General features: G+C 43.2%; 21 protein-coding genes. 10 read left to right on the plus strand and 11 right to left on the minus strand.

Annotated elements, in window-relative coordinates:
* Positions 1 to 101: 101 nt before the first annotated feature.
* Positions 102 to 998, plus strand: coding sequence for a DMT family transporter (locus tag ACT3TH_RS05770; protein ID WP_444754896.1), 897 nt, complete (start codon positions 102 to 104; stop codon positions 996 to 998).
* A 47-nt stretch (positions 999 to 1,045) separates the two neighbouring features.
* Here ACT3TH_RS05770 and ACT3TH_RS05775 read toward each other — a convergent pair whose 3' ends face one another.
* On the minus strand, positions 1,046 to 2,185 hold the full coding sequence (locus ACT3TH_RS05775; protein WP_444754897.1) for a hypothetical protein: 1,140 nt from the start codon (positions 2,183 to 2,185) through the stop codon (positions 1,046 to 1,048).
* A 351-nt stretch (positions 2,186 to 2,536) separates the two neighbouring features.
* Between ACT3TH_RS05775 and ACT3TH_RS05780 the strand changes: the two genes are divergently transcribed.
* Positions 2,537 to 3,640 carry an alkene reductase gene (locus ACT3TH_RS05780; RefSeq protein WP_444754898.1) on the plus strand — a complete coding sequence of 368 codons (1,104 nt, stop codon included), beginning with the start codon at positions 2,537 to 2,539 and terminating at the stop codon, positions 3,638 to 3,640.
* Between the two features lie 115 nt (positions 3,641 to 3,755).
* Here ACT3TH_RS05780 and ACT3TH_RS05785 read toward each other — a convergent pair whose 3' ends face one another.
* Positions 3,756 to 4,736, minus strand: coding sequence for a pirin family protein (locus tag ACT3TH_RS05785; RefSeq protein ID WP_444754899.1), 981 nt, complete (start codon positions 4,734 to 4,736; stop codon positions 3,756 to 3,758).
* 92 nt (positions 4,737 to 4,828) lie between these two features.
* Positions 4,829 to 6,130, minus strand: a complete 1,302-nt coding sequence (locus tag ACT3TH_RS05790; protein WP_444754900.1) for an NAD(P)/FAD-dependent oxidoreductase — start codon at positions 6,128 to 6,130, stop codon at positions 4,829 to 4,831.
* Positions 6,131 to 6,570: 440 nt separating this feature from the next.
* Between ACT3TH_RS05790 and acs the strand changes: the two genes are divergently transcribed.
* From acs to ACT3TH_RS05805, 3 genes are all read left to right on the plus strand, one after another.
* A complete protein-coding gene (gene acs / locus ACT3TH_RS05795) occupies positions 6,571 to 8,532 on the plus strand; it encodes an acetate--CoA ligase (protein ID WP_444754901.1) in 1,962 nt (653 codons plus the stop codon).
* A gap of 353 nt (positions 8,533 to 8,885) precedes the next feature.
* Positions 8,886 to 10,067: an NAD(P)/FAD-dependent oxidoreductase gene (locus ACT3TH_RS05800; protein ID WP_444754902.1), complete on the plus strand. Its 1,182-nt coding sequence runs from the start codon at positions 8,886 to 8,888 to the stop codon at positions 10,065 to 10,067.
* Positions 10,068 to 10,181: 114 nt separating this feature from the next.
* Positions 10,182 to 10,613, plus strand: a complete 432-nt coding sequence (locus ACT3TH_RS05805) for an MgtC/SapB family protein (RefSeq protein ID WP_444754903.1) — start codon at positions 10,182 to 10,184, stop codon at positions 10,611 to 10,613.
* 65 nt (positions 10,614 to 10,678) lie between these two features.
* Here the strand turns inward: ACT3TH_RS05805 and ACT3TH_RS05810 are convergent, their stop codons facing one another.
* Complete coding sequence (locus tag ACT3TH_RS05810; protein WP_444754904.1) at positions 10,679 to 10,954, minus strand: excalibur calcium-binding domain-containing protein; 276 nt, start codon at positions 10,952 to 10,954, stop codon at positions 10,679 to 10,681.
* Positions 10,955 to 11,957: 1,003 nt separating this feature from the next.
* On the opposite strand from ACT3TH_RS05810, the gene pgsA reads away from it, so the two are divergent.
* Positions 11,958 to 12,620 (plus strand): CDP-diacylglycerol--glycerol-3-phosphate 3-phosphatidyltransferase, encoded by a 663-nt coding sequence (gene pgsA, locus ACT3TH_RS05815; protein ID WP_444755117.1) that lies wholly within the window; start codon positions 11,958 to 11,960, stop codon positions 12,618 to 12,620.
* A gap of 99 nt (positions 12,621 to 12,719) precedes the next feature.
* Here the strand turns inward: pgsA and ACT3TH_RS05820 are convergent, their stop codons facing one another.
* Together ACT3TH_RS05820 and ACT3TH_RS05825 are read right to left on the minus strand one after the other, a co-directional pair.
* On the minus strand, positions 12,720 to 13,214 hold the full coding sequence (locus ACT3TH_RS05820; RefSeq protein WP_444754905.1) for a pyridoxamine 5'-phosphate oxidase family protein: 495 nt from the start codon (positions 13,212 to 13,214) through the stop codon (positions 12,720 to 12,722).
* Between the two features lie 343 nt (positions 13,215 to 13,557).
* Positions 13,558 to 14,052 (minus strand): pyridoxamine 5'-phosphate oxidase family protein, encoded by a 495-nt coding sequence (locus ACT3TH_RS05825; protein WP_444754906.1) that lies wholly within the window; start codon positions 14,050 to 14,052, stop codon positions 13,558 to 13,560.
* A gap of 363 nt (positions 14,053 to 14,415) precedes the next feature.
* On the opposite strand from ACT3TH_RS05825, the gene purL reads away from it, so the two are divergent.
* The 4 genes from purL (at position 14,416) to ACT3TH_RS05845 (ending at position 21,689) form a co-directional block, all read left to right on the plus strand.
* Positions 14,416 to 18,408, plus strand: coding sequence for a phosphoribosylformylglycinamidine synthase (gene purL, locus ACT3TH_RS05830; RefSeq protein WP_444754907.1), 3,993 nt, complete (start codon positions 14,416 to 14,418; stop codon positions 18,406 to 18,408).
* Positions 18,409 to 18,716: 308 nt separating this feature from the next.
* Positions 18,717 to 19,667, plus strand: coding sequence for an ABC-three component system protein (locus tag ACT3TH_RS05835; RefSeq protein ID WP_444754908.1), 951 nt, complete (start codon positions 18,717 to 18,719; stop codon positions 19,665 to 19,667).
* A complete protein-coding gene (locus ACT3TH_RS05840) occupies positions 19,660 to 19,899 on the plus strand; it encodes an ABC-three component system middle component 8 (RefSeq protein WP_444754909.1) in 240 nt (79 codons plus the stop codon). Before ACT3TH_RS05835 ends, ACT3TH_RS05840 begins: the two co-directional genes overlap by 8 nt.
* Complete coding sequence (locus ACT3TH_RS05845) at positions 19,899 to 21,689, plus strand: hypothetical protein (RefSeq protein ID WP_444754910.1); 1,791 nt, start codon at positions 19,899 to 19,901, stop codon at positions 21,687 to 21,689. Before ACT3TH_RS05840 ends, ACT3TH_RS05845 begins: the two co-directional genes overlap by 1 nt.
* A gap of 253 nt (positions 21,690 to 21,942) precedes the next feature.
* Here the strand turns inward: ACT3TH_RS05845 and tdh are convergent, their stop codons facing one another.
* The 5 genes from tdh to ACT3TH_RS05870 form a co-directional block, all read right to left on the minus strand.
* The gene (tdh, locus tag ACT3TH_RS05850) at positions 21,943 to 22,968 is read right to left on the minus strand and encodes an L-threonine 3-dehydrogenase (RefSeq protein WP_444754911.1); all 1,026 of its coding nucleotides are present in this window, start codon (positions 22,966 to 22,968) and stop codon (positions 21,943 to 21,945) included.
* Between the two features lie 63 nt (positions 22,969 to 23,031).
* Positions 23,032 to 24,222, minus strand: a complete 1,191-nt coding sequence (gene kbl / locus ACT3TH_RS05855; RefSeq protein ID WP_444754912.1) for a glycine C-acetyltransferase — start codon at positions 24,220 to 24,222, stop codon at positions 23,032 to 23,034.
* 533 nt (positions 24,223 to 24,755) lie between these two features.
* Positions 24,756 to 24,959: a hypothetical protein gene (locus ACT3TH_RS05860; protein ID WP_444754913.1), complete on the minus strand. Its 204-nt coding sequence runs from the start codon at positions 24,957 to 24,959 to the stop codon at positions 24,756 to 24,758.
* A gap of 27 nt (positions 24,960 to 24,986) precedes the next feature.
* Positions 24,987 to 25,871 (minus strand): N-acetylmuramoyl-L-alanine amidase, encoded by an 885-nt coding sequence (locus tag ACT3TH_RS05865; RefSeq protein ID WP_444754914.1) that lies wholly within the window; start codon positions 25,869 to 25,871, stop codon positions 24,987 to 24,989.
* Positions 25,872 to 25,940: 69 nt separating this feature from the next.
* A complete protein-coding gene (locus tag ACT3TH_RS05870; protein ID WP_444754915.1) occupies positions 25,941 to 26,432 on the minus strand; it encodes a hypothetical protein in 492 nt (163 codons plus the stop codon).
* Between the last annotated feature and the right edge of the window lie 8 nt (positions 26,433 to 26,440).

Raw genomic sequence — 26,440 nt, forward strand, 5'->3', positions numbered from 1 at the left:
CGTAAAAAGTTATCATCGTGGTTTTTTTAGCGCATGCCACTTTTACGACCGAGCATTTTTTACATATGCCAGTGCCGTCCAACGCTCGATAGGATAATCCCATGACCAACCGTGACCTCATTATTTTTATTACACTCTCCTTTATGTGGTCGCTGTCTTTTATTTTTTATCGCGTGGGCGTGCCCGAGTTTGGCTCATTAGCCTTTGCTAGTCTGCGGGTTATTTTGGCAGGACTTACCATGTTGGTTTTTGTGTTATTAAAAAAGAAAAACAGACAGGGCATCCGTGAGAATTGGAAAGTATTGACGCTGGTCGGACTGTTTTCTGCGGCCATTCCCTTTGTGCTGTTTTCGTTGTCGGCGCGCTCAGTGAACGCGGGTGTATTATCAGTGCTCAACGCTTCTGTACCCATGATGAGTGGTTTTATTGCCAGCACGTTTTTTAAAGACAGACTCTCAAAAAGACAAATACTTGGCCTCGTCATTGGGGTTATCGGCGTCATCATTTTAATGAGTGAAAGCTTGTTTGGCGGGGAAGGGGCGACGTCAGGTTCAGGATTGTGGCCGATGGGTTACGCCTTATTGGCATGTGTGGGTTATGCCGTTGGCGCAAACATTACCAGAAACTACTTGGATAATGTCTCGCCAGTGGCAATTACCGCAGGCTCGCTTATTATCGGTAGTGTCATTATGCTACCCGTTGCGTTTTACGAGTTCCCATATGGCAAGAGCATCAGTCTAATGGCGTGGGTTTCTGTCATCTGTATCGGAGTGTTTTCGACCGCTATCGCTTTGATTTTTATGAATCAGTTGATTAAAAGCATTGGGCCAATGCGAGCGACCAGTATTACGTTGGTTATTCCTATCTTTGCGATTATCTTGGGTTATTTATTGCTGGGCGAGGCCTTGGACACGCCAGCGATCATCGGTTCAGTGGTGATACTGTTTGGTACGTATTTGTCTTTGGAGCTGTCGCTTAAGAAGATGCTAAAACTATAACTGTTTTACTGCCCTATGATTAACTAAGACGTATGCTTAATTATTTTTTATTCGCTATCGGGATCTTGGCAAAAAATACCATTCATACAATCGCGACTATTCTGGTAATCGTCCCATATAGAAGGAATTTGCATCGCCTCATCTAACTGATAATGTGCTGCTGCCCCTTCATTTATTTCATAGGTACTATCATTATCAGGAGTTCTAGGGATAGGGTATTTTTCTTGACGCTCGTTATCGGACAGTGTTAAAAATTTAAGGAAGTTTTGTGCGTCTTTGGCCAAAAGGCTATTGGGGCGTCTGACTAACTGAACTATCATTTGTCTATCTTGTGGTTCAATAAACTCACGTATCGCATCATCCGTCCATTGTGTGTTGTCTGATCCAAAGAATATGATATAACGATAAAAGTCTAATAAAGACTTGGCGTCCGCCACCGCGTAACCATTTGGATAACGCTTAATATAATCTTCCCAAAACATCGCTCGATCAACCAACGCCTCAAATGTTACCGTAACCGACGCATCGCTCCAAAAACTCTCTTGATTGTCTGTTGCCATGCGCTGGACAAAATCGCGCTGGTCTGGACGCAGATAGGGGGCAAAGATGTCTACCATGGCTTGTAAGTCATGGGTAAAGGAAAAATACCCTTCGCCTTCATCATATATACTGATATCCGCGTCACTCTTAACGAGACTGACCAAATACTGGTCATGTGGCGTTAATGTCTTTAATTGTGCTGATGATAAGCCCTCACCATAATACAGCTCATATATAGCACTGTTAAAAGTTTCGTAGTCCGCTTCTGAATCTAAATCACTTGCTAAAAACCGCCTATACATCGCCTGATAGCTTTTTAATAACGCTATTACCTCAGCATTACTAGCAGTTGGCAAACAATTTTTTAACGTTTGTTGAACAGCATAAATAGCCTCAATGTTGCTCTCGTTGTTTACTTTTTGCATGGCATCGTTTAGCGCTAAGCAGGTTTTGGCGTCTATGGCTGACGCTGATGCCGTGACTGATTTGAGCGGTGCTTCTATCGCTGGTTTTTGAGCGATTTGCTCTGTAGTGTCTGCTTCATTTGATATAGATGACTCTGTTGCCTGAGGTTGGCAAGCGCTCATGCCAAGAACTAGGCTGGCTGTCAATCCCACTGTTGTCCATGAGAACTGAAGATTTTGCATATGCAGCATCCTTTAAATACGTGCTAAAACCATAATAACCACAATAAGCATAACAATTGTTTGTCTAAAAGTTATAAGTATATAGCAACTTTTCTAATCTATGACATTGTTGGCAAGTCTTATTAAAGTCATACGCTTAATATCATGATAAGAGGACTTGAATAATGAGTATTATCAATACCGATATCATGCCGTATCGATATTTTTGTTTGTAAATTTTCCTTGAATAACTTTATCTATCCCTTATAAAGAAAACCAGTAAGAGCATACTGACCTATGCTTTTATAAGCATTTCTAATACATTTTTTGACTATAAATAATTTTTATAATTGATAAAAAACAGGACACTTTATGGCACACGATATCTTATTTGAACCCGTCAAAATGGGTACGCAGACCCTAAAAAATCGCATTATCATGGCACCACTGACGCGTGTTCGTTCAATTGAACCAGGCGATGTACCGACTCCCTTTGCAGGAGAGTATTATTCACAACGCGCGGGCGCTGGTTTAATTATTACTGAAGCGACGCAGGTTTCTTTTCAGGCAAAAGGCTATGCTGGCGCGCCTGGTATCCATACCCAAGACCAAATAACTGCGTGGAAAACGGTCGTCGATAATGTCCATGCTAAAGGTGGCAAGATTGTCGTACAGTTATGGCACACAGGTCTGGTGTCGCATAAAAGCGTACAGCCTGATGGCAAAGCGCCCATCTCTGCCTCTGATGTTGACGTTGGTATCCGTACTTCTCTTCGTGATAGCGACAATCAGGCCATTCGTGTTGATGCAACGCCGCCGCGTCCAGCCACGCTTGATGAAATCAAGCAAGTGATTGCTGATTTTGCTCAGGCAACCAAAAATGCGAAAGAAGCGGGTTTTGATGGGGTAGAGATTCACGGTGCTCATGGTTATTTATTGCATCAGTTCTGGGTTGAGCAGACCAATCAGCGTAACGATGAATACGGTGGTAGCCGTGAGAACCGCGCACGCTTAACGCTAGATGTCATTGACGCTTGTGTTGCCGCTTGGGACGCCGAGCATGTTGGTATTCGTATTTCTCCACTTGGAACGTTTAACAATGTGGAAGCTGGCTACCATGAAGACGACAATGTTTGGTTGGTTGAGCAGATCAATACACGTGGGTTAATGTACTTACATCTGTCAGAGCCAGATTGGGCAGGTGGTACGCCTTATAGCGATGAATTCCGTCAAAAAGTCCGTGATGCTTTTGATAACCTAATTATCGCGGCTGGTGGCTATACGGCTGAAAAAGCAGAGCAGAACATTAAGGCAGGTTACATCGATGCGGTTGCTTTTGGTCGTGACTATATTGCCAATCCTGACTTGGCTGAGCGTATCCAAAAAGGCGCCGCACTTAACGAGCAACACCCAGAGTCTTTCTATGGTGGCGGTACTGAAGGCTATACAGACTATCCATTTTTGGATCAAGCGTAATGATTTATTAGTCCACTCTAATGGCTAAAAGATAAAAAACGCATATGAAAAGGCCCCTTGACTAAGACAGTCAGGGGGCTTTTTTTATATCAAAACATACATTGTTAAGTAACACCTACTCACCAAAAAGACCGGTTTGATAATCGCGGAACGTTTGGCGCAGCTCGTCTTGTGTGTTCATCACAAAAGGCCCATGACCTGCGACAGGCTCACCAATAGGCTCACCGCTAAACAGCAAAATTTTGACAGGCGCTAATGGTTCGTCATCGGTAGAGGCTGGGTAGTGCAGCTCAATCGTATCGGTCACTGATACAGAAGCGTCAGAAACTAGCGGGTTTTGAGTGTCTGCTCTGCTTTGAGAGGGCGCTTCAAATTGAATCAAATTACCTGCAATAGCTGGCGTGCCATTGACCAAGAGTTCGCCTTCTTGCACCAGCAACAGCGTATTGTGCGTGTTTGGCGCATGAAGGGTCGTTGAGCCAGCAGTATGCAGCTCAATGTCCCACACATTAATGGGCGTAAACGTACTGGCCGCGCCTATGATACCTTGCCAGTCACCAGCGATGATGGCGGCTTTACCGATAGCCTTGTCTGTAGCGTGATTGTCTCTTAATTCAACAACTGGTATCTTGGCGCGTTTAATAGATTGATACTTTGGTTCAGTAAGCTTATGAGCACTTGGCAGATTGACCCACATTTGCACCATACTAAAAACACCGCCGCGCTGACCAAAGGCCTCTGAGTGAAACTCCTCATGCGAGATGCCGCGTCCCGCTGTCATCCACTGCACGTCCCCTTCCAAAATATCATCGCGACCACCTGTAGAGTCCGCATGACTGATCTCGCCTGAGTACGCAATTGTGACGGTTTCAAAGCCTTTATGTGGATGCTTACCAATTCCATGCGGCTGCGATTGATAATCGGCGTTGGGTGCAAAAATCGTTGGCTCGCCATAATCAAATAGTAAAAAGGGATCGGTATGGCTATAGTTAAAGGTCGGGTTGTCTTCAGCATAATTGATAAGGGTTCTTACAAAAAAACCATCGCCGACCCAATGCGGCGCTTTATCACCATGAATATGTTTAATTGGACGCATCTGTTACCTCATAAAATGATATGTGTGATTGCCAGTCATAAAACGTGCGATGAAATGACTCTGTCTTATTATTTATACAACCGAATTCTTCGTTAGACAACCTCACCGCAAACAAAACCACTGGCCCAAGCCCATTGAAAGTTATAACCACCGAGCCAGCCTGTGACATCAAGTACCTCACCGACGAAATACAAACCCTCTTGTAAGTTACTTTGCATGGTTTTTGAGGAGACCTCGTCGGTTTTGATACCGCCACGCGTTACCTCAGCTGTACGGTAGCCTTCAGTACCAGAAGGTTTTAGCGTCCAGCCATTCAACGTATCACCCTGCTCAATTAGGCGCTCATCTTTAATATTGGCAAGCTCAGTGTCTTTTATATCATCCCATAAATGGGTTTGCAGCGCAGACAATAACTTTTTGGGCAGTGCACTGTCAGTGTTGTCTGTCAGTACCGTACGAATCAGTTGTCTTGGGTGCGATTTTTTGCGGTCAAGTAGCATAGCCGTCACATCGATGTCTGGTAGCAGATTGATACGGATGGTTTCGCCCGTCTGCCAGTAGTTGGAGAGCTGGAGCATGGCTGGGCCTGAGAGTCCACGATGCGTGAACAAGACGGGCAGCTTAAAAGACATACGCTCATTACTCGCAATCACAGGCAGGCTGATGCCAGCAAGCGCGCGAATCAGCTCGCCTGTTTTATCGGTAAAGGTAAAGGGCACCAAGCTTGCATCGGTCGCGATAAGCGTGTGCCCAAACTGCTGTGCCAGCTCATACCCTATACCACTTGCGCCCATGGTTGGGATAGACAAGCCGCCTGTCGCAACGACCAACGACTCGCAGCTATAGCGCGTTTGCGCAGACTTAACGTCACTCGCAACGTCTTTTTTATTTAGCTTTTTACTGGTTGTTAATTGAAAACGGGCTTTATCCTCTCTATCAATCTTTTGAAGACTATCAAGCGCTTGAACACTGTCGATTTGTGCATTGAGCCTTACTTGTACACCGACTGCCGCACACTCATCAAGCAACATGGTTAAAATATCTTGAGCCGAATCATCACAAAACAGCTGACCGTGCTCGCGCTCATGATAAGGAATTTGGTGCGCCTCAACCATGCCAATAAACTCCCAACTGGGGTAACGACTCAGCGCCGATTTACAAAAATGCGGATTGGCACCGATAAAATACTCAGGCTCGACGAAATAATTGGTAAAGTTGCAGCGTCCCCCGCCTGACATCAGAATTTTTTTGCCCGCTTTATTGGCGTGGTCTAACACCAGTACGCTGCGACCACGGCGACCGGCAGTGAGCGCACAGTATAACCCTGACGCGCCCGCGCCGATAATGATCACATCATAGTGAGTATGGGGTTGTGAGTTGCGGTGATTGCTCATTGTGGTCTCATAAAATAATAAAGGTAAAAAGGGGGTAACAAAGTTAGGCGTCTATGGTTATCAAACGTTAATCATTAAAAATCAGAGTGATTTTATCATTTTAAACGATGGCTTAGAGTGGCTATTGTCCACATTTCCTATTAGGTTACAAGGACTAAGTGTTCTCTTGCCAACGCATCCTAGTCATGCAGTAGTGACTGGATAACAGCTTGACCATAGTTGTATAAAGGATTTGTTATGATTGGCAGTTGATGCCTTGCAACCATTCGGCTTATTTGGCAAACTGATGTTAAGCGTTATAGATAGAGCTTTATAGATAGAAAGTATCGAACGCTATAGAAAGTGTCAAACGTTATGGAAGATGACTTTTATTATCTGCACGAACGACCGTTATCGACGGTTATTTATACAGATTATAATAACTAAAAAGGATGAATACTATGACACAGAAATCATTTCCTATCGCGGCTGAGTTCATCGCTGCTGCCAACACTTCAGCCGAACAATACACCAAAGACTATCAGCGATCTATCGAATCGCCCAAGAGCAATAATGCCTTTTGGGCCGAGCGTGCCGAGCTGATTGACTGGATAAAAAAACCCACAAAGATCAGCGACGTCAACTATGACTTAGACGATTTTCGTATCAAATGGTTCGAAGACGGTGAGTTGAATATCTCTGTCAATTGCCTTGATAGACACCTTAAACACAACCCTTATAAGCCCGCCATTATCTGGGAGGGCGACCATCCTTCGCTCCATAAAATCATCTCATTTAAAGAGTTGCATGCCGCCGTCTGCCGTTTAGGCAATGCCATGCGCAAGCTTGGTGTGGAGAAAGGCGATCGCGTAACCCTGTATCTGCCGATGATACCTGAAGCAATGATTGCGATGCTGGCTTGTGCCCGTATCGGTGCTGTGCATTCAGTGGTATTTGGTGGGTTCTCTGCTGAGAGCTTGGGCAATCGTCTGATAGACAGCCAATCAAAGCTCGTCATCACGGCCGATGAAGGCGTACGAGGCAACAAGCGTACCCCGCTCAAAGCTCATGTCGATCGTGCCTTAGACATGGATGGCACTGAGAGTGTAACCAACGTCATTGTCGTCCACCGCACGGGCAACTCAGTACCGATGAGCGGTCGCCGTGATGCTTGGTATCACAGTTTGGTCGATGGCGAGTCCATACACTGTGAGCCTGAGGTTATGAATGCCGAAGACCCGCTGTTTTTATTATATACCTCAGGGTCTACAGGCAAACCCAAAGGCGTGGTGCACACGACTGGCGGCTATCTCACTTATGCCTTGTCTACCTTCCGAGATGTCTTTGATATCAAAGACGATGATGTCTACTGGTGTACCGCAGATGTCGGCTGGATCACGGGACATACTTACTCAACCTACGCGCCGCTTGCCAATGGTACGACGACCTTAATGTTTGAAGGCGTGCCAGAGTATCCAACGTGGGCGCGCATTGGGCATATCATTGATAAGCACAATGTAACGGTCTTATATACGGCACCGACGGCGATTCGCGCAATGATGAAAGAGGGCGATGCCTTCGTTCGTGAGTCGGATCGCTCAAGTCTACGTCTGCTTGGATCGGTCGGTGAACCGATCAATCCAGAAGCATGGGACTGGTATTATCATGTCGTTGGTGACAGTCGTTGCCCTATCGTCGATACGTGGTGGCAGACCGAAACAGGTGGCATTCTTATGTCACCGTTACCAGGTGCTGAGGCGCTCAAACCGGGCGCGGCGATGAACCCTCTGTATGGTATTAAGCCAGAAATCATCGACGGTGATGGCGAGATATTGGCAGGTTCTGCTGAAGGAAATTTACTGATTAACAGTAGCTGGCCGGGACAAATGCGCACGATTTATAACGACCATGAGCGCTTCTTGGCGACTTATTTCAGTGATTATCCCGGCTACTACTTTACGGGTGATGGGGCGCAGCGTGATGAAGACGGGCATTACTGGATTACTGGACGTGTCGACGATGTACTCAACGTTTCGGGGCACCGTTTGGGAACGGCTGAGATCGAAAGCTCTGTCGTCGCTCACCCTGCCACAGCGGAGGCAGCAATTGTCGGTATGCCGCACGAGATACGTGGTACAGGTGTTTGCGCCTTTATTATCCTAAAGTCTGGTGAAGAAGCGACAACATCCCTGAAAAAAGAGCTAAATCGCCACGTGCGCCTTGAGATTGGACCGATCGCCAACTTAGATACGATCTATATCGTCGATGCGCTACCAAAAACCCGCTCTGGCAAAATCATGCGCCGTATCCTGCGCAATCTTGCCGCAGGGCAGTATGATGGATTGGGCGACTTATCTACGTTGGCGGATAGCTCTGTGATTGATGAGCTGATTGAGCTGGTCAAAGCGGAGCGCAAAAAATAAGCGATTGCTAATCCTAAGCTGTTAAAGGCAAAAGAAAAAAGCCATGTTCTGAAAGGTAGCATGGCTTTTTTACGTAGACGATATTGCTATCAAAGGGTTTTAAGGGTTCAATATTATTTATCCCAGCAGAACACTACTTCAGGGGCAGCTGTCTTTTTCACAAACTATAATTAGTCCTAAGTAAAATGATTACAAGTATCTCAACGCGCTACTAAGATAAATTTTCCTTGCTTGCTGCGTGTGCGCAGACAGAGGCCGCGCAAAATTTATCTTAATAGCACTGGATTTATTCTATAGTGGATCGATTATATAAATCGAATTTTATTTAACGCTATACAAGGCTTACTGTCATTATGACCAATCATTCTTTGCATCCTGCCGATACGGCAGTACCAAAAATCGCTATCATCGGTGGTGGACTCACAGGGCTATTGACGGCGACATTACTTGAGCGTGCGTTCAGTCAAGACCAAAACCAAAAAAAGTCCGGCAGCCCGCACATTACTATCTTTGAGAAGTCGCGCAGTGTTGGGCGTCTCGCCACCCGTTATCGTACCGATAGCCATACTACTAGTGATAATAAGCAAAACTGGCAATGGGCGTTTGGTGCGCAGTTTTTTACCGCCAAGACTGCCCAGTTTCAGCAGTTTATCACGCCTTGGCTCAAGACAGGGTTATTACAATCTTGGTGCGCGCAAGTGGTCACTATAGCGCCAGCCGCTAGCAGTGAAGAATTGCCTGATATCCAACACAAAGAGCAATGGAATACGGTGCAGCCACGCTATGTCAGCACGCCAAAAATGACGGCTTGGGGACGAGCATTGGCAGATGAGTTGACGCAAACGACCATCAAGTTTCAGACACGTGTGGCACCATTGCCTCAATATGCACCAACCCAAACCGATAAAACAACTGAGCTATTTGATGAAACGGGCGTTAGTCTTGGCCGGTTTGATTGGGTGATTTGTACAGCGCCTAATGGTCAAGCATTAGAGCTGATGGCAGACAGTGAGTTTGCGCGGCAAGCCGATATTCTCAAACCGAAAATGCTGGCGTGCTATACGTTGATGCTGGGCTGGGATGCGGGACAGCAACTGCCTGAGGCTATAAACAGTCAGAAAGATCCTTGGGATGTGGCTTATGTGAATGATTCACCACTAGACAGAATATTCGTTGAGCATCAAAAGCCTGCACACGACGAGTTGCTGCCGAGTGTCACGATTCATGCGCGTAATGACTGGTCACAAGCGCATGTCGATGCCGATATCGAAACCGTGAAAACACAACTTTTACAAGCCGCGCAGCAGTTGTTAAGATGGAATACTGATAGTGCGCCCAGTCAAGTCGACTGTCATCGCTGGCGTTATGCTGCCACCGACATTGATGCGCAAAGTAAAGAAAACAACGACGTATTAGGCATCTTAATTGATCAGCAGCATCGCTGGATTGTCAGTGGCGATTGGTGCGGACAAGGCAATATCGAGAGCTGCTTTCAAATGGCACAAGATACGGTCAAAGCCATTGTCTCTCGTTGATAGACAAGTATGAATTTAGTCATCTAAAAGACCATAGGAATATAGAATTATTCGCTCAATGGGGCAGTACATGGATGTGAAGGGATCATTTTTACAAGATAGGGAGAGCAGGCTATGTTTGGATTCGATATTGATTTCGGTCTGATGGGGTATCACTTTTTTCAACTGAGTGTGGCTTTTATTCTGTCTTTGCCAATCGCGCTCAATCGAGAGATGAAAGACAATGGCGCCGGACTCAGGACATTCCCCTTGGTGACGATTGCCTCGTGTGCTTTTATGCTAGTGGGTATGGATATTTATAATGATGCTGGCGAGGCAAGAATTATGTATGCCGTCATTACTGGTATGGGATTTATTGGCGGTGGTGCTATTTTTAAGAATGAAAAAGGCTCAAAAGGTACAGCGACAGCGGCCAGTCTTTGGAATACTGGCGCTATCGGTATTTCAGTCGCTTACGGTCGTTATGAGATTGCGATTATCTTATCTGTGGTTGGCTTTTTGATCCTTCACTTTTCAGAGAACTTTAAGACCAAGGAGAATTTGTAGTTGTTGTAGTGGGAAGTAACTATGTGCAGAAGTCGATGCAGATAGTGATAAGGATGTTAGGCCAATTAACCACCGGGACAAATGGACTCGCATGGTACGCCGTCTTTGTCTCTATCCAATTTGGTATTACCACACTTTAATGCCAACTTAGCTTGTTCGCAGTTAACCATTTGCCCACAAGTACTAGGTAGGTTTTTGCACTCGGCACCACCTTTACCTTTGGCGAATAGGGGATGGTCAATCTCGACGTTTTTATCAAATGGATTATCTACCGTAGTGACACCGGCATTGGATGACAGTGTGAAAATAGAAAGTGCTGCCGCTAATAGTAGCTTTTTCATGAATGAAATCCTTTTCTGAGTTATATGTTGATTAAAGGCAGCGTCAACTGGTTTGGCAGGCTTAAAGACGTCACATATAAAACTATTTGTGAAAAATCGATCATTTATACTTTATAGACAGTAAGTATCATAGATAATAAGCGTCTTATCTATAAAGTTGATTTCATTCGACTTTAACGGATTGTTAGCCATTGAGCAACTAAGAATAGAGCTGGACTCTATATTTATGCGCACATTAGATGATCTAAGAAAATATGTCCAAGTGATTATCAGGACTTGACCAGTAATATCTTACGTAAGCTCTTAATCTAGCAAGTATTTTATTGCATGCCAGCACTTATAATCTAAAGACTATTCAATGCAAATGCCCACCGTTATGTCTTATTACTATGATGATTATAAGATTGAGTTTTTGAGCAGATGCTGGTCAAACTGGCAGTCAATCGCAGATAAAGAATTAAAGGACAAGAGATGGAGGTGGTTTAATAGGCAAAAAAAGAGCCCACAGAGGAGGAGACTGTGGGCTGAGGAAACTTATCATGCGACAAAAAAGCAGAGTAAGTATTAAATTTTTATTGTTCTTATTATTAAGATAATACCAAAATGTCATATTTCAATGAACTCTTACATCTGCTTACAACTTCTAGTGTACAGATGTATTACCAGTAGTAGAATATCATGACTGACGTGCTGTTTCTTCTTGATTTGTTGATATGGCATCGCTCGATAAACTGTTTCACTACATTATCAGAGACTTATAGGTTATGAGAATAAGCGGTCTTTGTGATGATTTACTGCTATGTGTAGTGAATGCTGAATCTAAGCAAAAATAATGGTTGAGATAGCCATGAAGCTGACAACAGAAATATTTTATGACATTGCTGGTAATAAGGAAAATACAGAGATGGCATGACGGCATCTGTGAAAAGTGCTAAGCTAGCAACCAGCATTCTTACGTCCATCATAGACTGGGTTTTCCATGACCGAGAGTACAACGCGGCATATGTCAGAGCAGGAACCAAAGCCTGTGCACAGTGAAAAAAGTATTTTTAACTTGCCCAATAATCTTACAATTGCGCGTATCTTGATGATTCCGCTGTTTGTAGCGATTGCTTACTGGCCACCTGCGATGGGTATTGGCCTGCCTCCTATCTCAGACAACGTGATCGCACGGGTAGGTATGAGTGAATTTAGTGACAGCTTATTGCGTCATTTATTATTGACGAGCGTCTTTGTCATTGCAGCAATTACTGATTGGCTCGATGGCTATTTTGCTCGTAAGCTAAATGTTGTGTCGGCCTTTGGTCGCTTCTTGGATCCAGTCGCAGATAAACTCATGGTGGCAGTCGCGCTGATAATCTTAGTACAGTGGCATCCCAACATCATCATGGCAATCGCTGCTATCGTGATTATCTCACGTGAGATCGCTGTATCGGCATTACGTGAATGGATGGCAGAGCTGGGCAAGAGCACCAGTGTGGCAGTCTCTTACGTCGGTAAGCTCAAGACCACGTTTCAAATGATAGCTATTACGGTACTGCTGCTGAACTGGCAATCGCTTGAGACTATTGGTTATGTACTGATGGTGGCTGCTGTAATCTTGACCTTATGGTCGATGATGATTTATCTAAAAGCCGCTTGGCCGTATCTCAAGCAAAGCGGTTAAGAGTTTAAATTTATAAAGTATCAATCTTATAAGACATAAAAAACGCCAGTCGCATCAGCCACTGGCGTTTTTTATTCTTAAGATTACACTAGTAAAATATTACAACTCTATCGAAAAATTCTCACCCAAACTCTTCTCAATAGCCGTATCCGTGACGGCAGCAGCAGTCATTTTAAACGCGCTTGCTATCGCATTGCCATTTGCCCAATATTCAGCACCATGAGGAACGACCTTGATAAGCTGGACGCTTGGATCTTCTTTGCCTTTCTCAAAATAGGCGTTGTACATCACTGACCATAGCTCATCGAGTTTTTCTTGATCTTCAACCAGCTCAGCCTTACCTGCGATGGATAAGTAGTTTTTGTCGTCCTGACTGACATATGCCAAGTTTACTTCTGGGTTCTTCTTAATATTCTCGACTGTCTCAGAAGGAGTATGACCGATGAACCAAATTTCTTTGGCACCAATACTTGTCTCAGTGGTATTCATCGGACATGAGTGAAGTTGATTCTCGTTATTACACGTGGTCATCATCGTATATTTGATCTTATTGACCATCGCTTGGATTTTGTCCATCTGCTCTTGTTTGCTCATTATAGTTATCCTTTACTATTTTATATTTAGGGTTCGAACGTCTTTACCAATTGATCTCATAGACGTTAAAAATTATTGGTTAATATTGTTTTTAATGAGTACTTCAATGACTTTATAGCCAGCTATTACTATAGCCAAACCTACCTATAAAACTATACAGGGAGTCTGTAATGCGCTGTGACGGTTTGTAATATTATCTTTATCACTTATATCGATAGTCTTAGCTATTAAGATTTACTCCATAAAAAGCGCCAATAAACGGCTGCTTATTGGCGCTCTATATAGCACTAAAATTTATAGCACTATGATTTTTATAACAAAGGCTTTTATACCTGCTTTTATATTATAAAGATACTGAGAACTGCTCGCCCATACCTTCAGCAGTTTTGCCATCTTGTAAGGCTGCTGCGGCCATTTTAAACATGTTGATAGTAGAGCTACCGCTCAACCAACACTCTACGCCATGCGGTACGACTTTAATCAATTGTACGTTTGGATCTTCTTTACCATGCTCAAAGAACGCATTGTAAACTGGCGACCATAGCTCATCCAACTTGTCTTTGTCGGTTGATAACTCAGCGTTGGCACTGACAGACACGTAGTTCTTTTCGTCTTGAGTGGCATAAGACAAACCGACTTTTGGGTTATCTTGAATGTCTTTCACAACGTCTGAAGTCTTATCGCCGATGAACCAGATTTCTTTGCCACCGATACTGGCTTCACTGGTCGTCATTGGCCAAGCATGAATATCACCTTTACTATTGACGGTGCTCATCATGGCAAATTTTACATCTTTAATTACCGCTTGGATTTTATCGAGTTGCTCTTGCTTATTCATGGTATATCCTTATTGCATTAAAATTATTAGAGGAGGAAGTTTAGTAATGTGTTGCTATTCATTATTATGATTATTGCGTAGTTGAAGAGTACCGATAGACACCCCTATAGATATATGGGTTGCCCGTAATGTGATGTTAGTGTTTGTAAGATATAGAAGGGTTAAGTAAAAATTGTGACGATCACGACTAAAGCTTGCTGCTGTAGAAAGATTGGGTACAGTAAATCTATGCACTATTAATTTATATGCCGTATAGGCAATTTATCTTGGTTTTGACCTGCTTCTTATAAGGCTTCTTGTTATAATACGCAAACCATTTACTTTGCATGGCAGAGATGCCTTGATCTTACGGATTATGCCTTTATGATGACCATCGCCGGACAACCGTTTCTCACCGATTTTCAGACGCAGCAACTCATCAGTCAGTTCCAGCAAAAAACCGAGCTAAATGTCAACCAAATAAGTACGCAGCAAGTATATGTACTATCACGAACACTCTCCGGCGATGAGCACAAAAAAGCGCTAGATTTGCTCGCTGTCGACAAAGCGACAACGCTTAACGCCCCGCAAGATAACCAACTACAAGTCATCGTTAGTCCACGTTTTGGTACGATCTCACCTTGGGCAAGTAAAGCGACCGACATTTTTAATAACTGTGAAATTAAGATCAATCGCGTTGAGCGTGTCATTGTGTATACCTTAACGCTTAATAATAGTGCGGCTGATAAGAAACTGCCAGCTGCTGCTGAGCAGTTATTGTTTGACCGCATGACGCAAAGCTTGGTTTATGACTTGAATGATGTGAACAAACTGTTTGACGATCATGCTCCTGAGTCATTGAACCATATTGATGTGATTGGCGAAGGGCGCGCGGCGCTAGAATCAGCCAATACGACATTTGGCTTTGCGTTGTCAGTTGAAGACATTGATTATTTGATGAATGCTTATGTCAATGAATTAGGTCGCAATCCGACGGACGTTGAGCTGATGATGTTTGCTCAAGCGAACTCAGAGCATTGCCGTCATAAAATATTCAACGCGTCATGGACGATTGATGGTGAAGTGCAGGCTAAATCATTGTTCCAGATGATTAAGAATACGTATCAGTCCAACCCGCAAGGTATCTTGTCCGCTTATAAAGACAACGCAGCGGTCATGGCAGGGTCTGAAGGTTGGCGCTTTTATCCAGTACCGACCGATGCGATGGACGCCAGCTCAATCCATCCTTATGACTTCTATCAAGAAGACATCGATATCTTGATGAAGGTCGAAACACACAATCACCCGACAGCGATTGCCCCTTATGCAGGCGCAGCGACAGGTGCGGGCGGTGAGATTCGTGATGAAGGCGCAACGGGTCGTGGCGGTAAACCAAAAGGTGGTTTGACAGGCTTTCATGTGTCACATCTACACATCCCAGAGCTGTCTGAGAAGTGGGAGCAGTCCGGTCAACTAAGCACGCAAGACTATGGCACGCCAGATCGTATGGCCACCAGCCTTGAGATTATGACCGAAGCGCCACTAGGTAGCGCCAATTTCTCTAACGAGTTTGGTCGTCCCAATCTCTGTGGGTACTTCCGCAGCTTCCAGCTTGATACGTCAGCGGCCAAAGACGGCAGTGAGATGCGCGGCTATCACAAGCCAATCATGCTGGCAGGTGGCTACGGCAACATCAAACGCAACCTCATCGAAAAAAACACCATTCAACAAGGCGATTTATTGATCGTCCTTGGTGGCCCTGCCATGCAAATTGGCTTAGGCGGCGGTGCGGCGTCTTCTGTCGATAGTGGCTCATTAGATGAAGGTTTGGACTTTGCGTCTGTCCAACGTGACAACGCTGAGATGGAACGTCGTTGCCAAGAAGTCATCGATCGCTGCTGGGCGCTTGCAGGCAATGATGTAGACGCGAGCAACAACAGTCAAGATGGCAACCCAATCGTCTCACTACACGATGTGGGCGCAGGTGGTCTATCAAATGCCATGCCAGAGCTGGTCAATGACCATGAAATGGGCGCGCATTTAAACTTACGTAAGATTCCATCGTTAGAAGCTGGCATGTCGCCAATGGCGATCTGGTCGAATGAAGCGCAAGAGCGTTATGTCCTTGCGATTCGCCCAGAGAGCAAAGATCAGTTCGATGCCATCTGTGCTCGTGAGCGTTGCCCGTATGCCATTTTGGGCACAGCAACCGACGTGCGTCAGCTTATCGTCGATGATGAGTTGCTACCAGAGCAGCCAGTTGATATGCCAATGCAAGTATTGCTGGGTGGTACGCCAAAGATGGAGCGCGGCTTTAGCCGTCAAGAGACTTCGCTGCCAGCGTTAGAGTTGGATAGTGTCGATTTGGCCGAATCAATTACCGATGTCTTGCGTCATCCAACGGTGGCAAGCAAGTCATTCTTGATCAGCATTGGCGATCGTTCGATCACAGGTATGGTCGTGCGCGATCAGTACGTGGGTCGTTATCAAGTGCCTGTGTCAGATTGCGCAGTGACGGCCTCTGGTTTAATCGCTATTGATGGTCAGCCAATGACTGGTGAAGCGATGAGTATCGGTGAGCGTACGCCTGTTGCACTGATTAATCCAAAAGCCTCTGCCCGTCTGGCAGTGGGCGAAGCGATTACCAACATCGCGGGGGCGCGTATCGCTCAGTTATCTGATATCACGATGTCGGCAAACTGGATGGCAGCGTGCGGTGATGATGCAGAAGACGCGGCACTATTTGATGCGGTACATGCTGTTGGCGAAGAGCTGTGCCCAGCACTCGGTATCGCTATTCCTGTTGGTAAAGACTCGCTATCGATGCGAGCCAACTGGGGTGATGAAGAGGGCACGGATAAATCTGTCGTTTCGCCCATGAGTTTGGTTGTGACCGCATTTGCTCCAGTCGTCGATGTGGCAAAAACGCTAACGCCTGAATTAATCAATGGTGACAGCGCGTTTTACCGTATTGACTTGTCTAAAGGCAAACTGCGTCTAGGCGGTTCAATTCTTGCGCAAACGCTTAGCCAACTCGGTAACGATTGCCCAGATTTGGCACAGCCAAGCGATTTGATCGACTTCTTTAACTTTGTGCAAGCAGGTAATGCGCAGGGCGTCATCAGCGCTTATCACGATATCGGTGACGGTGGTCTGCTGGCCACTATCGCAGAGATGCAGTTCACCAGTCGTCAAGGTATCAAGCTGTCATTGACCGATGACAACTTACTGGGTCAGCTGTTCAGTGAAGAGCTGGGGGCGGTCATTCAGGTATTACCAGAAAACGTCGCGGCGCTCATGCAATTGGCAGAAGAGTTTAATGTCAGCGATATGCTAAGCCTCGTCGGTCAAAGCACTGAAGAAGACAGCCTGCTTATCCAAACGCCTTTGAACATGGGTGACGACACCTTACGCTTTAGCCGTAGTGAGCTACAGCAAGCATGGACGCAGGTCAGCTATCAGATCGCGCGCCGCCGTGATAACCCTGCGTGCGTACAGCAAGAGTATGACTTAATCAGTGATGCCAGCCATCAAGGACTTATCGCTGCACCAAACTACGATCTTAATCAAAAGGTGGAAGAGCCGTACTTAAACAGCCGTGAAAACAAACCAAGAGTCGCTATCCTGCGCGAGCAAGGCGTCAACGGTCAGACGGAGATGGCAGCAGGCTTCACGCGAGCGGGCTTTGAAGCGGTTGACGTACACATGAGTGACTTATTAAATGGTCGCATCAATCTACGTGACTTCGATGGTCTGGTGGCTTGTGGTGGCTTTAGTTATGGTGACGTACTCGGCGCAGGCTCTGGTTGGGCGAACTCTATATTGTTCCATGACGAGCTACGCATGCAGTTCGTGCGCTTCTTTGCCCGTCCTGATACCTTTAGCTTGGGTGTCTGTAACGGCTGTCAGATGATGGCACAGTTAAAAGATTTGATCCCAGGCGCGGAAAACTTCCCACGCTTTATCGCTAACAAATCAGCTCGTTTTGAAGCGCGTACAGTCAATGTCAAAATCGAGCGTACCAAGTCGATCTTATTCAAAGGTATGCAAGACAGCATCTTGCCAATCGCTGTGGCGCATGGTGAAGGCTATGCCACGCTAGACAACAACGAGATCGACGGTATGGCAAATCATGGTCAGCTCGCGATGCGTTATGTCGATAGCCAAGGTCATCCAACTGAGACCTATCCGCTCAATCCAAACGGTTCACTCGGCGGTGTCACGGGTCTGTGTAGCACGGACGGTCGCGTCACTATCATGATGCCGCATCCTGAGCGTAACTTGAGCGCCCATAACCACAGCTGGAAACCAGAAGAGTGGGATGAGGACGGCGCGTGGATGCGTATGTTCCGTAATGCGCGAGCTTGGTTAAGATAGACTAAATTGGTTTAGAGTATTGTTTTAGGCATAAAAAAAGGTGGGCGTAATGCTCACCTTTTTTGTGTTTGGGGTTTGGGTTTTAAAATAGGGGAGCTGATCCTGCTTTTCGCTACTATCTTGGCTGACACAGGGCTAGCGGTTACATTATGTCCTTACGAGTATTATTCGTAGTTTGAGATACATTATGTATTGTTAATTGGTGGGTGGCATAGTTCTTAAGATAACTAATCATTTAAAAAGTTGATAGAGAAAAATTAGCGCTACTAGACTATAATAGATAAATAGGCATTAAAATAAGAGCTAATATGTACCAATATCAAGACATGAACGAATTGGATTTTGAAAGTCTTACAGTTCAAATCTGTAAAGAGCTCTTAGGTAAAGCAACTCAAGGTTTCGCGGCAGGTCCCGATGGTGGACGTGACGGAAAGTTTGTAGGTACAGCAAATGATTATCCTAGTAGAAATAAGCCTTGGACAGGCATAACAATCATTCAAGCTAAACATACATCTAGTATGAATCAACATTTTCTTGATTCAGGTTTTTTCAGTGAAGATTCTAACAGCGCTACCCTTAGCGAAGAAGTAGTTAAAATAAAGAAACTTGTAGATACAGGTCAACTTAATAACTACATACTTTTTGCAAATAGAAAGTTAACAGGTGGTGCTGAGCCACGAATAAAAAAATATATATGTGACAATATAGGATTAGATATTGAAAATGTCGGTGTCTATGGTATCAATGATCTAAATGGATGGCTGAGTCAATATAGCCATATAGTTAGTATGTTGAGGCTATCACCGTTGACAATGTCCCCTAGAATACGACCTGATGAGTTAGCGGAAATAATACCTCACTTTGCAAAGGCTTTTAACAGTAGTGTTAAAAATAAAGATTTTGCCCCTGTTAGTAGAACTAGCTATGCAGAAAAAAATCAACTAAACAATATGAGTGATGAATTTGCCAAGGCATTGCGAAAAAGCTATATGAGTTATACTTTTCAGGTTCAAGATTTTTTAAATAATCCTCAAAATACGAAATTACAAGATTTGTATCAAAATGCTATCGAGGAATTTCAGCATACATTTATCATTCCTCGTCAAAGGGATTTAGAGTTTTTTGACGAAGTTTTTAATGAATTAGTAAATTTATTAATTGATAGAGATCATATTCTGAGAACAAATAAAAGGTTAACTCGAATATTGGTTTTCTATATGTACTATAATTGTGATATAGGGAAATCAAACGATGATTAAACCTTCAAAACACGATCACCCTGATAAAACTGTTATTTATACTAGTTTTATTATGCTAAAAGAACTGCGTAAAAAACGAGTAGTTAGTTATTCTGATTTGTACCAACTGATAAAAAGTAAGGTTACTAGTGGAGAGTTTTTATTCATGCCTTCTCTAAACTTTCTTTTTCTGCTTGGTTTAATTGAATATAGAGTAAAAACTGATTCAATCGAATATATTGAGAAAAATTAATGAAGCTATCTAAACTATACAGCAACAACGAAGATATTTTCAAACCTATCATTTTTAATGAGGGGTTTAACGTTGTGTATGGTGATATTAGGCATCCCGAAAATTATGAGCTAGATACTCATAACCTTGGTAAAACTACATTGGCTAAACTCTTAGATTTTATGTTTTTAGCTAAACGAAATCCAAAACAGTTCTTGTTTAAACATGAAGAGAAGTTTGAGAGCTTTGTTTTCCTCTTAGAGCTTAAGTTTACAGATGGTTCTTATCTCACTATAAAACGTAGTGTGAAAGATAATACGAAAATATTCTTTAAAAAACATAGTAAGAAACATCAGGATTTTTCTTTATTAGATAACAAGTTGTGGGAGCATAGTGATGTTGCAATAGACAATGCCAGAACATTACTTGAAAGTTGGTTTGATTTTGACATATTGAACCAGTATCCTTATAGAAAAATAATTGGGTATCTAGTAAGAACCCAAAATGATTTTATAAATGTGTTTAAACTAAACAAAGAGCGCGGCAAAGATTCAAATTGGAAGCCTTATATGGCTGATTTGTTAGGTTTTGATGGAAGCTTAGCAAAGCAACATTATGAAAAGTTAGCGAAAATTGATAAGTTAAAAGCTCAAATTTCAGCAAGTTCATTATCTGATATGGATAACGTAACTAGAGAGCTTAGTAAAATTGATAGTAGGCTCTTATTACGTCAAAAAGAGCTAACGACATTGCAAACATTTATTGATGATTTTAATTTTGATGAGATTGACCAAGAAAAAATTGAAAAATTAGTCGATAGTATAGATAATGAAATTTCTGATCTCAATATGCAAGAATATAGTGTTAAAAATAATATAAATCGTATAAATGAGTCACTTGCTACTACCAGTATAAAGTTTGATACTATAGAGGTAGAAAAGCTTTTCGAAGAAGCAAATATATTATTTCCAAAAGAAGTTAGTAAAGACTTTAACCAGTTAATAGATTTTAATAAGGAAATTACCAAAGAGAGGCAGAGGTTCTTAAGGGAAGAACAAGCAGAGTTACAGTTAGAACTGATAAATACTAAAGAGCGTCTAACCTATTTAAATATTAAACGATCTGAAAGTTTAGGATTCTTATCTGAAACAGAATTAGTTAAAAAGTTTAAAGAATCTAACAAAGAAATAGCAAGAATTCAAGCAGATATTGCTTTCTTAGAAAAACAGAAAGAAAATATCGATAAAATCCAAGCTCTAACTAAGGATAAACGAGATTTAGAAAATGAGCTCATAGCTATTCAAGACGATATGAGTATCAATCTAACGGAAATTAATGAATCGCAAAATAGCATATTTTCAAACGTCCGTATTTATTTTAATGAAATTATATCTAAAGTCTTTAATAAAGAAGGTGAAATAACTGTTTATCTCAATAAGCAAGGTAATTTTGAGTTTGAAGCAACTTACCAAGATATTCAAGGTAATAATACTAGTGAAGGAGATGGTAATACTTATGGTAAATTTTTATGTATTGCTTTTGATTTAGCGGTTGCTCGTGCATATCTAGATAAAAATTACCCTAAGTTTTTATACATTGATGGCGCGCTTGAAATTCTTGACGATAGAAAAAGGAAGCTTCTATTAGAGATTTTCCGAAAATATAGTGACTTGGGGATACAAATCATTATTACATCAATTAGCTCTGAAATTTCGGGATTTAATGAAATCCCCTTTACTCAGGAGGAGATTGTTTTGACTCTACATGATGACGGAAGAGAGGGTAGACTATTCAAAATGCAAGCTTGGTAGTTTGTTTATTCTTTTGTCTAATGTATTGAACAATATTTATTCTAAATTAAAGTGTTAAAATCAATATTGTAAACTTTCAATTAAATCGAAAGTAGCTAATTACTAATTCTTTGAACGTACTTGATTTTCTTTTTGAACCTCAGCAAACACCTCATGAATCTCATCACTCTTTAATATCCAAAAAAAACGGCACTGAAATCAGCGCCGTTTTATGAGTTATGACAATTTAAAAGTTAATCACGAATCACCAAAATCAATCCCAGCTTAAAATCACCTTACCGCATTGCCCACTTTCCATGATATCAAAGCCTTCTTGGAAGTCATCAATGTGCATGCGATGGGTGATGATTGGCGACAGATCAATACCGCTAATCAGCATTTGCTCCATCTGATACCACGTCTCCCACATCTCACGGCCATAAATACCTTTTAGGGTTAACGCTTTAAAAATAATCTTGCTCCAATCCACCGTGGTGGTGTTCGGTAAAATGCCCAACAGAGCAATTTTAGAGCCGTTATACATATTACTAATCATCGAATCAAAGGCCTGAGGCGAGCCTGACATCTCAAGCCCAATGTCAAAGCCATGCATTTTTAGCTCCTCGATAGCGCCTTCGATGGTTTCACCTTTGGCTGGGTTGATGGTCATCGTCGCGCCCATTTTTTTGGCAAGCTCCAGACGATAATCGCTAATATCGCTGACCACAATATTACGTGCTCCTGCAAAGCGGCAAATCGCCGTTGCCATTGACCCAATCAGACCTGCACCCGTAATTAGTACATCTTCACCGAGTACAGGGAAGGATAAGGCAGTATGAGTAGCATTACCAAAGGGGTCCATAATGGCCGCCATCTCATCGCTGATACGCTCATCGAGTTTGATGACATTATCGGCAGGTATCACCAAATATTCGGCAAACGCGCCATCGCGGTCAACGCCCACGCCTATGGTGTTTTCGCACACATGCAGCTTACCACGGCGGCAGTTACGGCAATGTCCACAAGCGATATGGCCTTCGCCTGTGACGCGGTCGCCCACTTCAAGATGCTTGACGCCATCGCCCATTTCACTAATGACACCGACATATTCATGTCCGATAATCATTGGCGTCTTGATGGTGTTTTGTGACCATTCATCCCACTTATAAATGTGCAAATCTGTCCCACAAATGGCGGTTTTTTTAATTTTTATTTTAACGTCATTAATACCGACTGTCGGCTCTGGCATGTCTTGCATCCATATGCCTTTTTTTGCATGAGCTTTCACCAGTGCTTTCATATTTTTCTCTTATTTCTGTACGTTGCATTTTATTGTTAAATCTAGATAAATACCGAACGGCGCTTAATCAATCACCTTCATTTGCTTGGCGACTTTAATAAAGGCGGCGATACACTGATCGAGCTGCTCGCGCGTATGGGCAGCAGAGAGCTGCACACGAATACGAGCCTCATTTTTGGGTACGACAGGATAGAAGAAGCCAATCACATAAATGCCTTCTTCAAGCAGTGCGTCGGCCATTTGTTGCGAGACATTGGCGTCATAAAGCATCACTGCACAAATGGCCGATTCGGTGGGCTTGATATCGAAGCCTGCATCTTGCATTTGCTTAACAAAATAGCCGGTATTTTCATGCAGTTTGTCTTGTAGCGTATTGTCTTGCGACAGCATCTCAAACGCTTTTACCCCGGCGGCAGCCACCATAGGAGGAATGGAGTTGGAAAACAGATATGGGCGTGAGCGTTGACGGAGCATCTCAATGATCTCTTTTTTACCTGTGGTAAAGCCGCCAATCGCACCGCCAAATGCCTTGCCTAACGTACCCGTGATCAGCTCAACATCACCGCGTAGATCAAACAATTCAGTGACGCCGCCACCTGTGTGACCGACGACACCTGCTGAATGCGACTCATCAATCATCACCATGGCATCATATTTTTGTGCGAGCGCATAGATCTCATCCATTGGTGCTACGTTACCATCCATGGAAAACACACCATCGGTCACTATCAAACGAAAACGCTGTGCTTGCGCCGCTTGCAATTGCGTCTCTAAATCTTGCATATCCGCATTGGCATAGCGATAACGCGCGGCTTTACACAGGCGCACACCATCGATGATTGAGGCATGGTTTAACGAATCAGAAATAATGGCATCTTCGCTGGTCAGCAGTGGCTCAAAGGCACCGCCATTGGCATCGAAACAGGCTGCATACAGAATCGTATCTTCGGTATTAAAAAACTTAGAAATCGACGCCTCTAATTGCTTGTGCAAATCTTGCGTACCACAAATAAAACGTACCGATGACATACCATATCCTGAGTTTTCAATGGCACTGATAGCCGCTTTTTTAATCTCAGGATGGTCAGACAAGCCAAGGTAGTTATTGGCACAGAAATTAAGCATCTCACGGCCATCAGTGATTTTAATCATGGCATTTTGCGGTGAGGTGATAATACGCTCGTTTTTATATAATCCTGCTTCGCGTATGTCGCTGATTTCTTGTTGTAGATGTTTTTGAAAGGCTTGATACATAAGTATTCCTTTTTCAATATTATTAGAGTCTGCATTGATGATGTAGATATTAGTAGTGCAGATATTAGGACGGCTAATGGGAACAAACGATCAACGCCACGCCTCATCTTATCTTTGAGTCAAACCAACGATATGGTGCAAGCAGTGATGCTATCTATAATCCCGTAAGCGCTAATTTTATCATTAGCTCATCGCAATAAGTAGCCCCGACAAAAATCCTATGTTGAGTAGCTGTAAACTTGCTTTGATATAGATACTTTTGCGTAAAGTGTGATGCGATTAAAGGAAATTATGCGCAAGCAATGTCTTATTAATGAAAGCATAAAATACAAGATAAAGAGGGACGCCAATCACCATGCCAATGATATAGTTAGGTCGCTATAAAAGGGATACAGATAGACTGGTATAAATTTTTCGCAGCCTCTGTCGGCGTAGGCACAGCAAGCAAGTAAAATTTATACCAGTCTAGTGCATTTATATAATGCATCTGTTTCATTCAGCGTTGACTACAGAAGGTATTGACGGGTAGATGGCTATTCATTCTTCGAGCTATCAGGAGTCTCACCTTGCGCCTTAGCCACCAACTCATGAATCTTCGCGCTTTCCTTGAGCACACACGCGTCATAAGCTGAGAGTGATTGCGACTCTTTTTCTTTTTGTAACTCTTGCTCTTGCTTAGCTTTTTCTTCTAGGTGTTTTTGCAGCTCATCTTGCTCATCTTTTTGAAAATTGCTCATGGTTTATTTCTCCTAATATTTTATAGGTTAATAAAAATCATCTCGGCCCGCATATTTCATATTTAGTGCCTGCAATATCGCATAGGTCTCGCTATCCATCACACCCGTTGGCTGCTGCGGTCTGAAATGCAATTGAAACGCATAGATCACATCACGGCTTGCTTTGTCCCACTCATCGCTATTATTGATCTGATAGCCGTATTTTCGGAATTCCTGCTTGATCTCCTGCACACTTGGCGCGACCAAGGTACGACGATTCATAAATTCTTGCTTGTCCGCCTCGTCATACCAAGCGCCGATACCGTAATCTTTGTATAAGCGCTCCCAAGGGAATTTCGCACCGGGGTCTATCTTGCGTGACGGTGCCATGTCTGAGTGACCAATGATATTTTTTGGTGAGATGTCGTAGCGCGTTGCAATGTCTTGCACCAGTTGGGCGACTTTTTTGATCTGTAATTCGTCAAATCCGACATAATGTTCGTATGGGTGGTAGGCGAGCGTGCCGTTTTTAAGAGCATCTCGATAGTCAGGGTTGATACCTGCATTGACGATCTCGATGCCGATAGACGTATCATTTAAGATGGTTCTACCTGAAAACCCACCATCGCCTGCGTGCCACGCTCGCTCGCTTTCTGGTACGAGGTTATAGATTTTATCGTCTTCATTGGACAAGATAAGGTAATGCGCACTCACGTTGCCCGTGGTCAGTGTCTTTATCGAACGCTCATTATCCGAGACCGTATAATGCAGGACGATGAATTTGATGCGCTGGCTTTTGCCAGTCGCTTGGTAGGTGTCGCTATCTACGATATAGCTTTTGGTCGTTGCTACTTGCGGAGCCGTTGTCACGCAACCAACCAAAGAAAGTGCTAATCCACAGGCCAATGCCGTCGATATAATATTTTTTGTCATTAAATGCTCTGTGTGGGAGTACTAAGATATTAATTGAAAATGCACTAATCTATAGTGACGTACGTTTATTTAAAAAAATTCATGAACTTTAATTATAGCTATGTTTTGGTTTGGGTCTTCTTGTAGAGAAACATCAAGACCGTTTGCAACATCCAGACCACACTTATTTTCATCATTGATTAAAAAAAATTCTTCACCCGTTGTACTTCTTTCAAGTACACCAAACTCAGAGACATGCTTTAATTTGTCTCCAAGACCGTATTTTCCATATATCTTACCTTGATACTGACTTGGCTTTCTTGTGATATAAACTATGATACAGTCCAATATCATTTGTTCATTGAAAGATAACTTCATTAACAAATCCGTATCAACAGCATCGACTTTATCACTACTATAAATATCGAAACTGTCACCATTATCTCTGATATGAAAAGTATTATTATCTGATTTTCTTAAAATAGCTTTTATATCTTGATGGCTATATTTTGAAATTTCTAAACTAGCAATACTTTTGCCTGGGATAATATCCGCATACCAGTCTATTTCATACTTACCCATCTCTTACT

It is taken from the genome of Psychrobacter sp. AOP22-C1-C5 (genome assembly GCF_052378885.1).
Lineage (GTDB): Bacteria > Pseudomonadota > Gammaproteobacteria > Pseudomonadales > Moraxellaceae > Psychrobacter.

What these genes read in the sequence shown, in the direction of transcription:
- ACT3TH_RS05780 (WP_444754898.1), top strand. Translation starts at nt 2,537, where the DNA reads ATGGCACACGATATCTTATTTGAACCCGTCAAAATGGGTACGCAGACC.
- ACT3TH_RS05835 (WP_444754908.1), top strand. Translation starts at nt 18,717, where the DNA reads ATGTACCAATATCAAGACATGAACGAATTGGATTTTGAAAGTCTTACA.
- ACT3TH_RS05845 (WP_444754910.1), top strand. Translation starts at nt 19,899, where the DNA reads ATGAAGCTATCTAAACTATACAGCAACAACGAAGATATTTTCAAACCT.
- ACT3TH_RS05805 (WP_444754903.1), top strand. Translation starts at nt 10,182, where the DNA reads ATGTTTGGATTCGATATTGATTTCGGTCTGATGGGGTATCACTTTTTT.
- ACT3TH_RS05790 (WP_444754900.1), bottom strand. Translation starts at nt 6,130, where the DNA reads ATGAGCAATCACCGCAACTCACAACCCCATACTCACTATGATGTGATC.
- ACT3TH_RS05870 (WP_444754915.1), bottom strand. Translation starts at nt 26,432, where the DNA reads ATGGGTAAGTATGAAATAGACTGGTATGCGGATATTATCCCAGGCAAA.
- acs (WP_444754901.1), top strand. Translation starts at nt 6,571, where the DNA reads ATGACACAGAAATCATTTCCTATCGCGGCTGAGTTCATCGCTGCTGCC.
- ACT3TH_RS05810 (WP_444754904.1), bottom strand. Translation starts at nt 10,954, where the DNA reads ATGAAAAAGCTACTATTAGCGGCAGCACTTTCTATTTTCACACTGTCA.
- ACT3TH_RS05825 (WP_444754906.1), bottom strand. Translation starts at nt 14,052, where the DNA reads ATGAATAAGCAAGAGCAACTCGATAAAATCCAAGCGGTAATTAAAGAT.
- pgsA (WP_444755117.1), top strand. Translation starts at nt 11,958, where the DNA reads ATGTCAGAGCAGGAACCAAAGCCTGTGCACAGTGAAAAAAGTATTTTT.
- ACT3TH_RS05865 (WP_444754914.1), bottom strand. Translation starts at nt 25,871, where the DNA reads ATGACAAAAAATATTATATCGACGGCATTGGCCTGTGGATTAGCACTT.
- ACT3TH_RS05800 (WP_444754902.1), top strand. Translation starts at nt 8,886, where the DNA reads ATGACCAATCATTCTTTGCATCCTGCCGATACGGCAGTACCAAAAATC.
- ACT3TH_RS05770 (WP_444754896.1), top strand. Translation starts at nt 102, where the DNA reads ATGACCAACCGTGACCTCATTATTTTTATTACACTCTCCTTTATGTGG.
- ACT3TH_RS05785 (WP_444754899.1), bottom strand. Translation starts at nt 4,736, where the DNA reads ATGCGTCCAATTAAACATATTCATGGTGATAAAGCGCCGCATTGGGTC.
- ACT3TH_RS05820 (WP_444754905.1), bottom strand. Translation starts at nt 13,214, where the DNA reads ATGAGCAAACAAGAGCAGATGGACAAAATCCAAGCGATGGTCAATAAG.
- ACT3TH_RS05775 (WP_444754897.1), bottom strand. Translation starts at nt 2,185, where the DNA reads ATGCAAAATCTTCAGTTCTCATGGACAACAGTGGGATTGACAGCCAGC.
- tdh (WP_444754911.1), bottom strand. Translation starts at nt 22,968, where the DNA reads ATGAAAGCACTGGTGAAAGCTCATGCAAAAAAAGGCATATGGATGCAA.
- ACT3TH_RS05840 (WP_444754909.1), top strand. Translation starts at nt 19,660, where the DNA reads ATGATTAAACCTTCAAAACACGATCACCCTGATAAAACTGTTATTTAT.
- ACT3TH_RS05860 (WP_444754913.1), bottom strand. Translation starts at nt 24,959, where the DNA reads ATGAGCAATTTTCAAAAAGATGAGCAAGATGAGCTGCAAAAACACCTA.
- purL (WP_444754907.1), top strand. Translation starts at nt 14,416, where the DNA reads ATGATGACCATCGCCGGACAACCGTTTCTCACCGATTTTCAGACGCAG.
- kbl (WP_444754912.1), bottom strand. Translation starts at nt 24,222, where the DNA reads ATGTATCAAGCCTTTCAAAAACATCTACAACAAGAAATCAGCGACATA.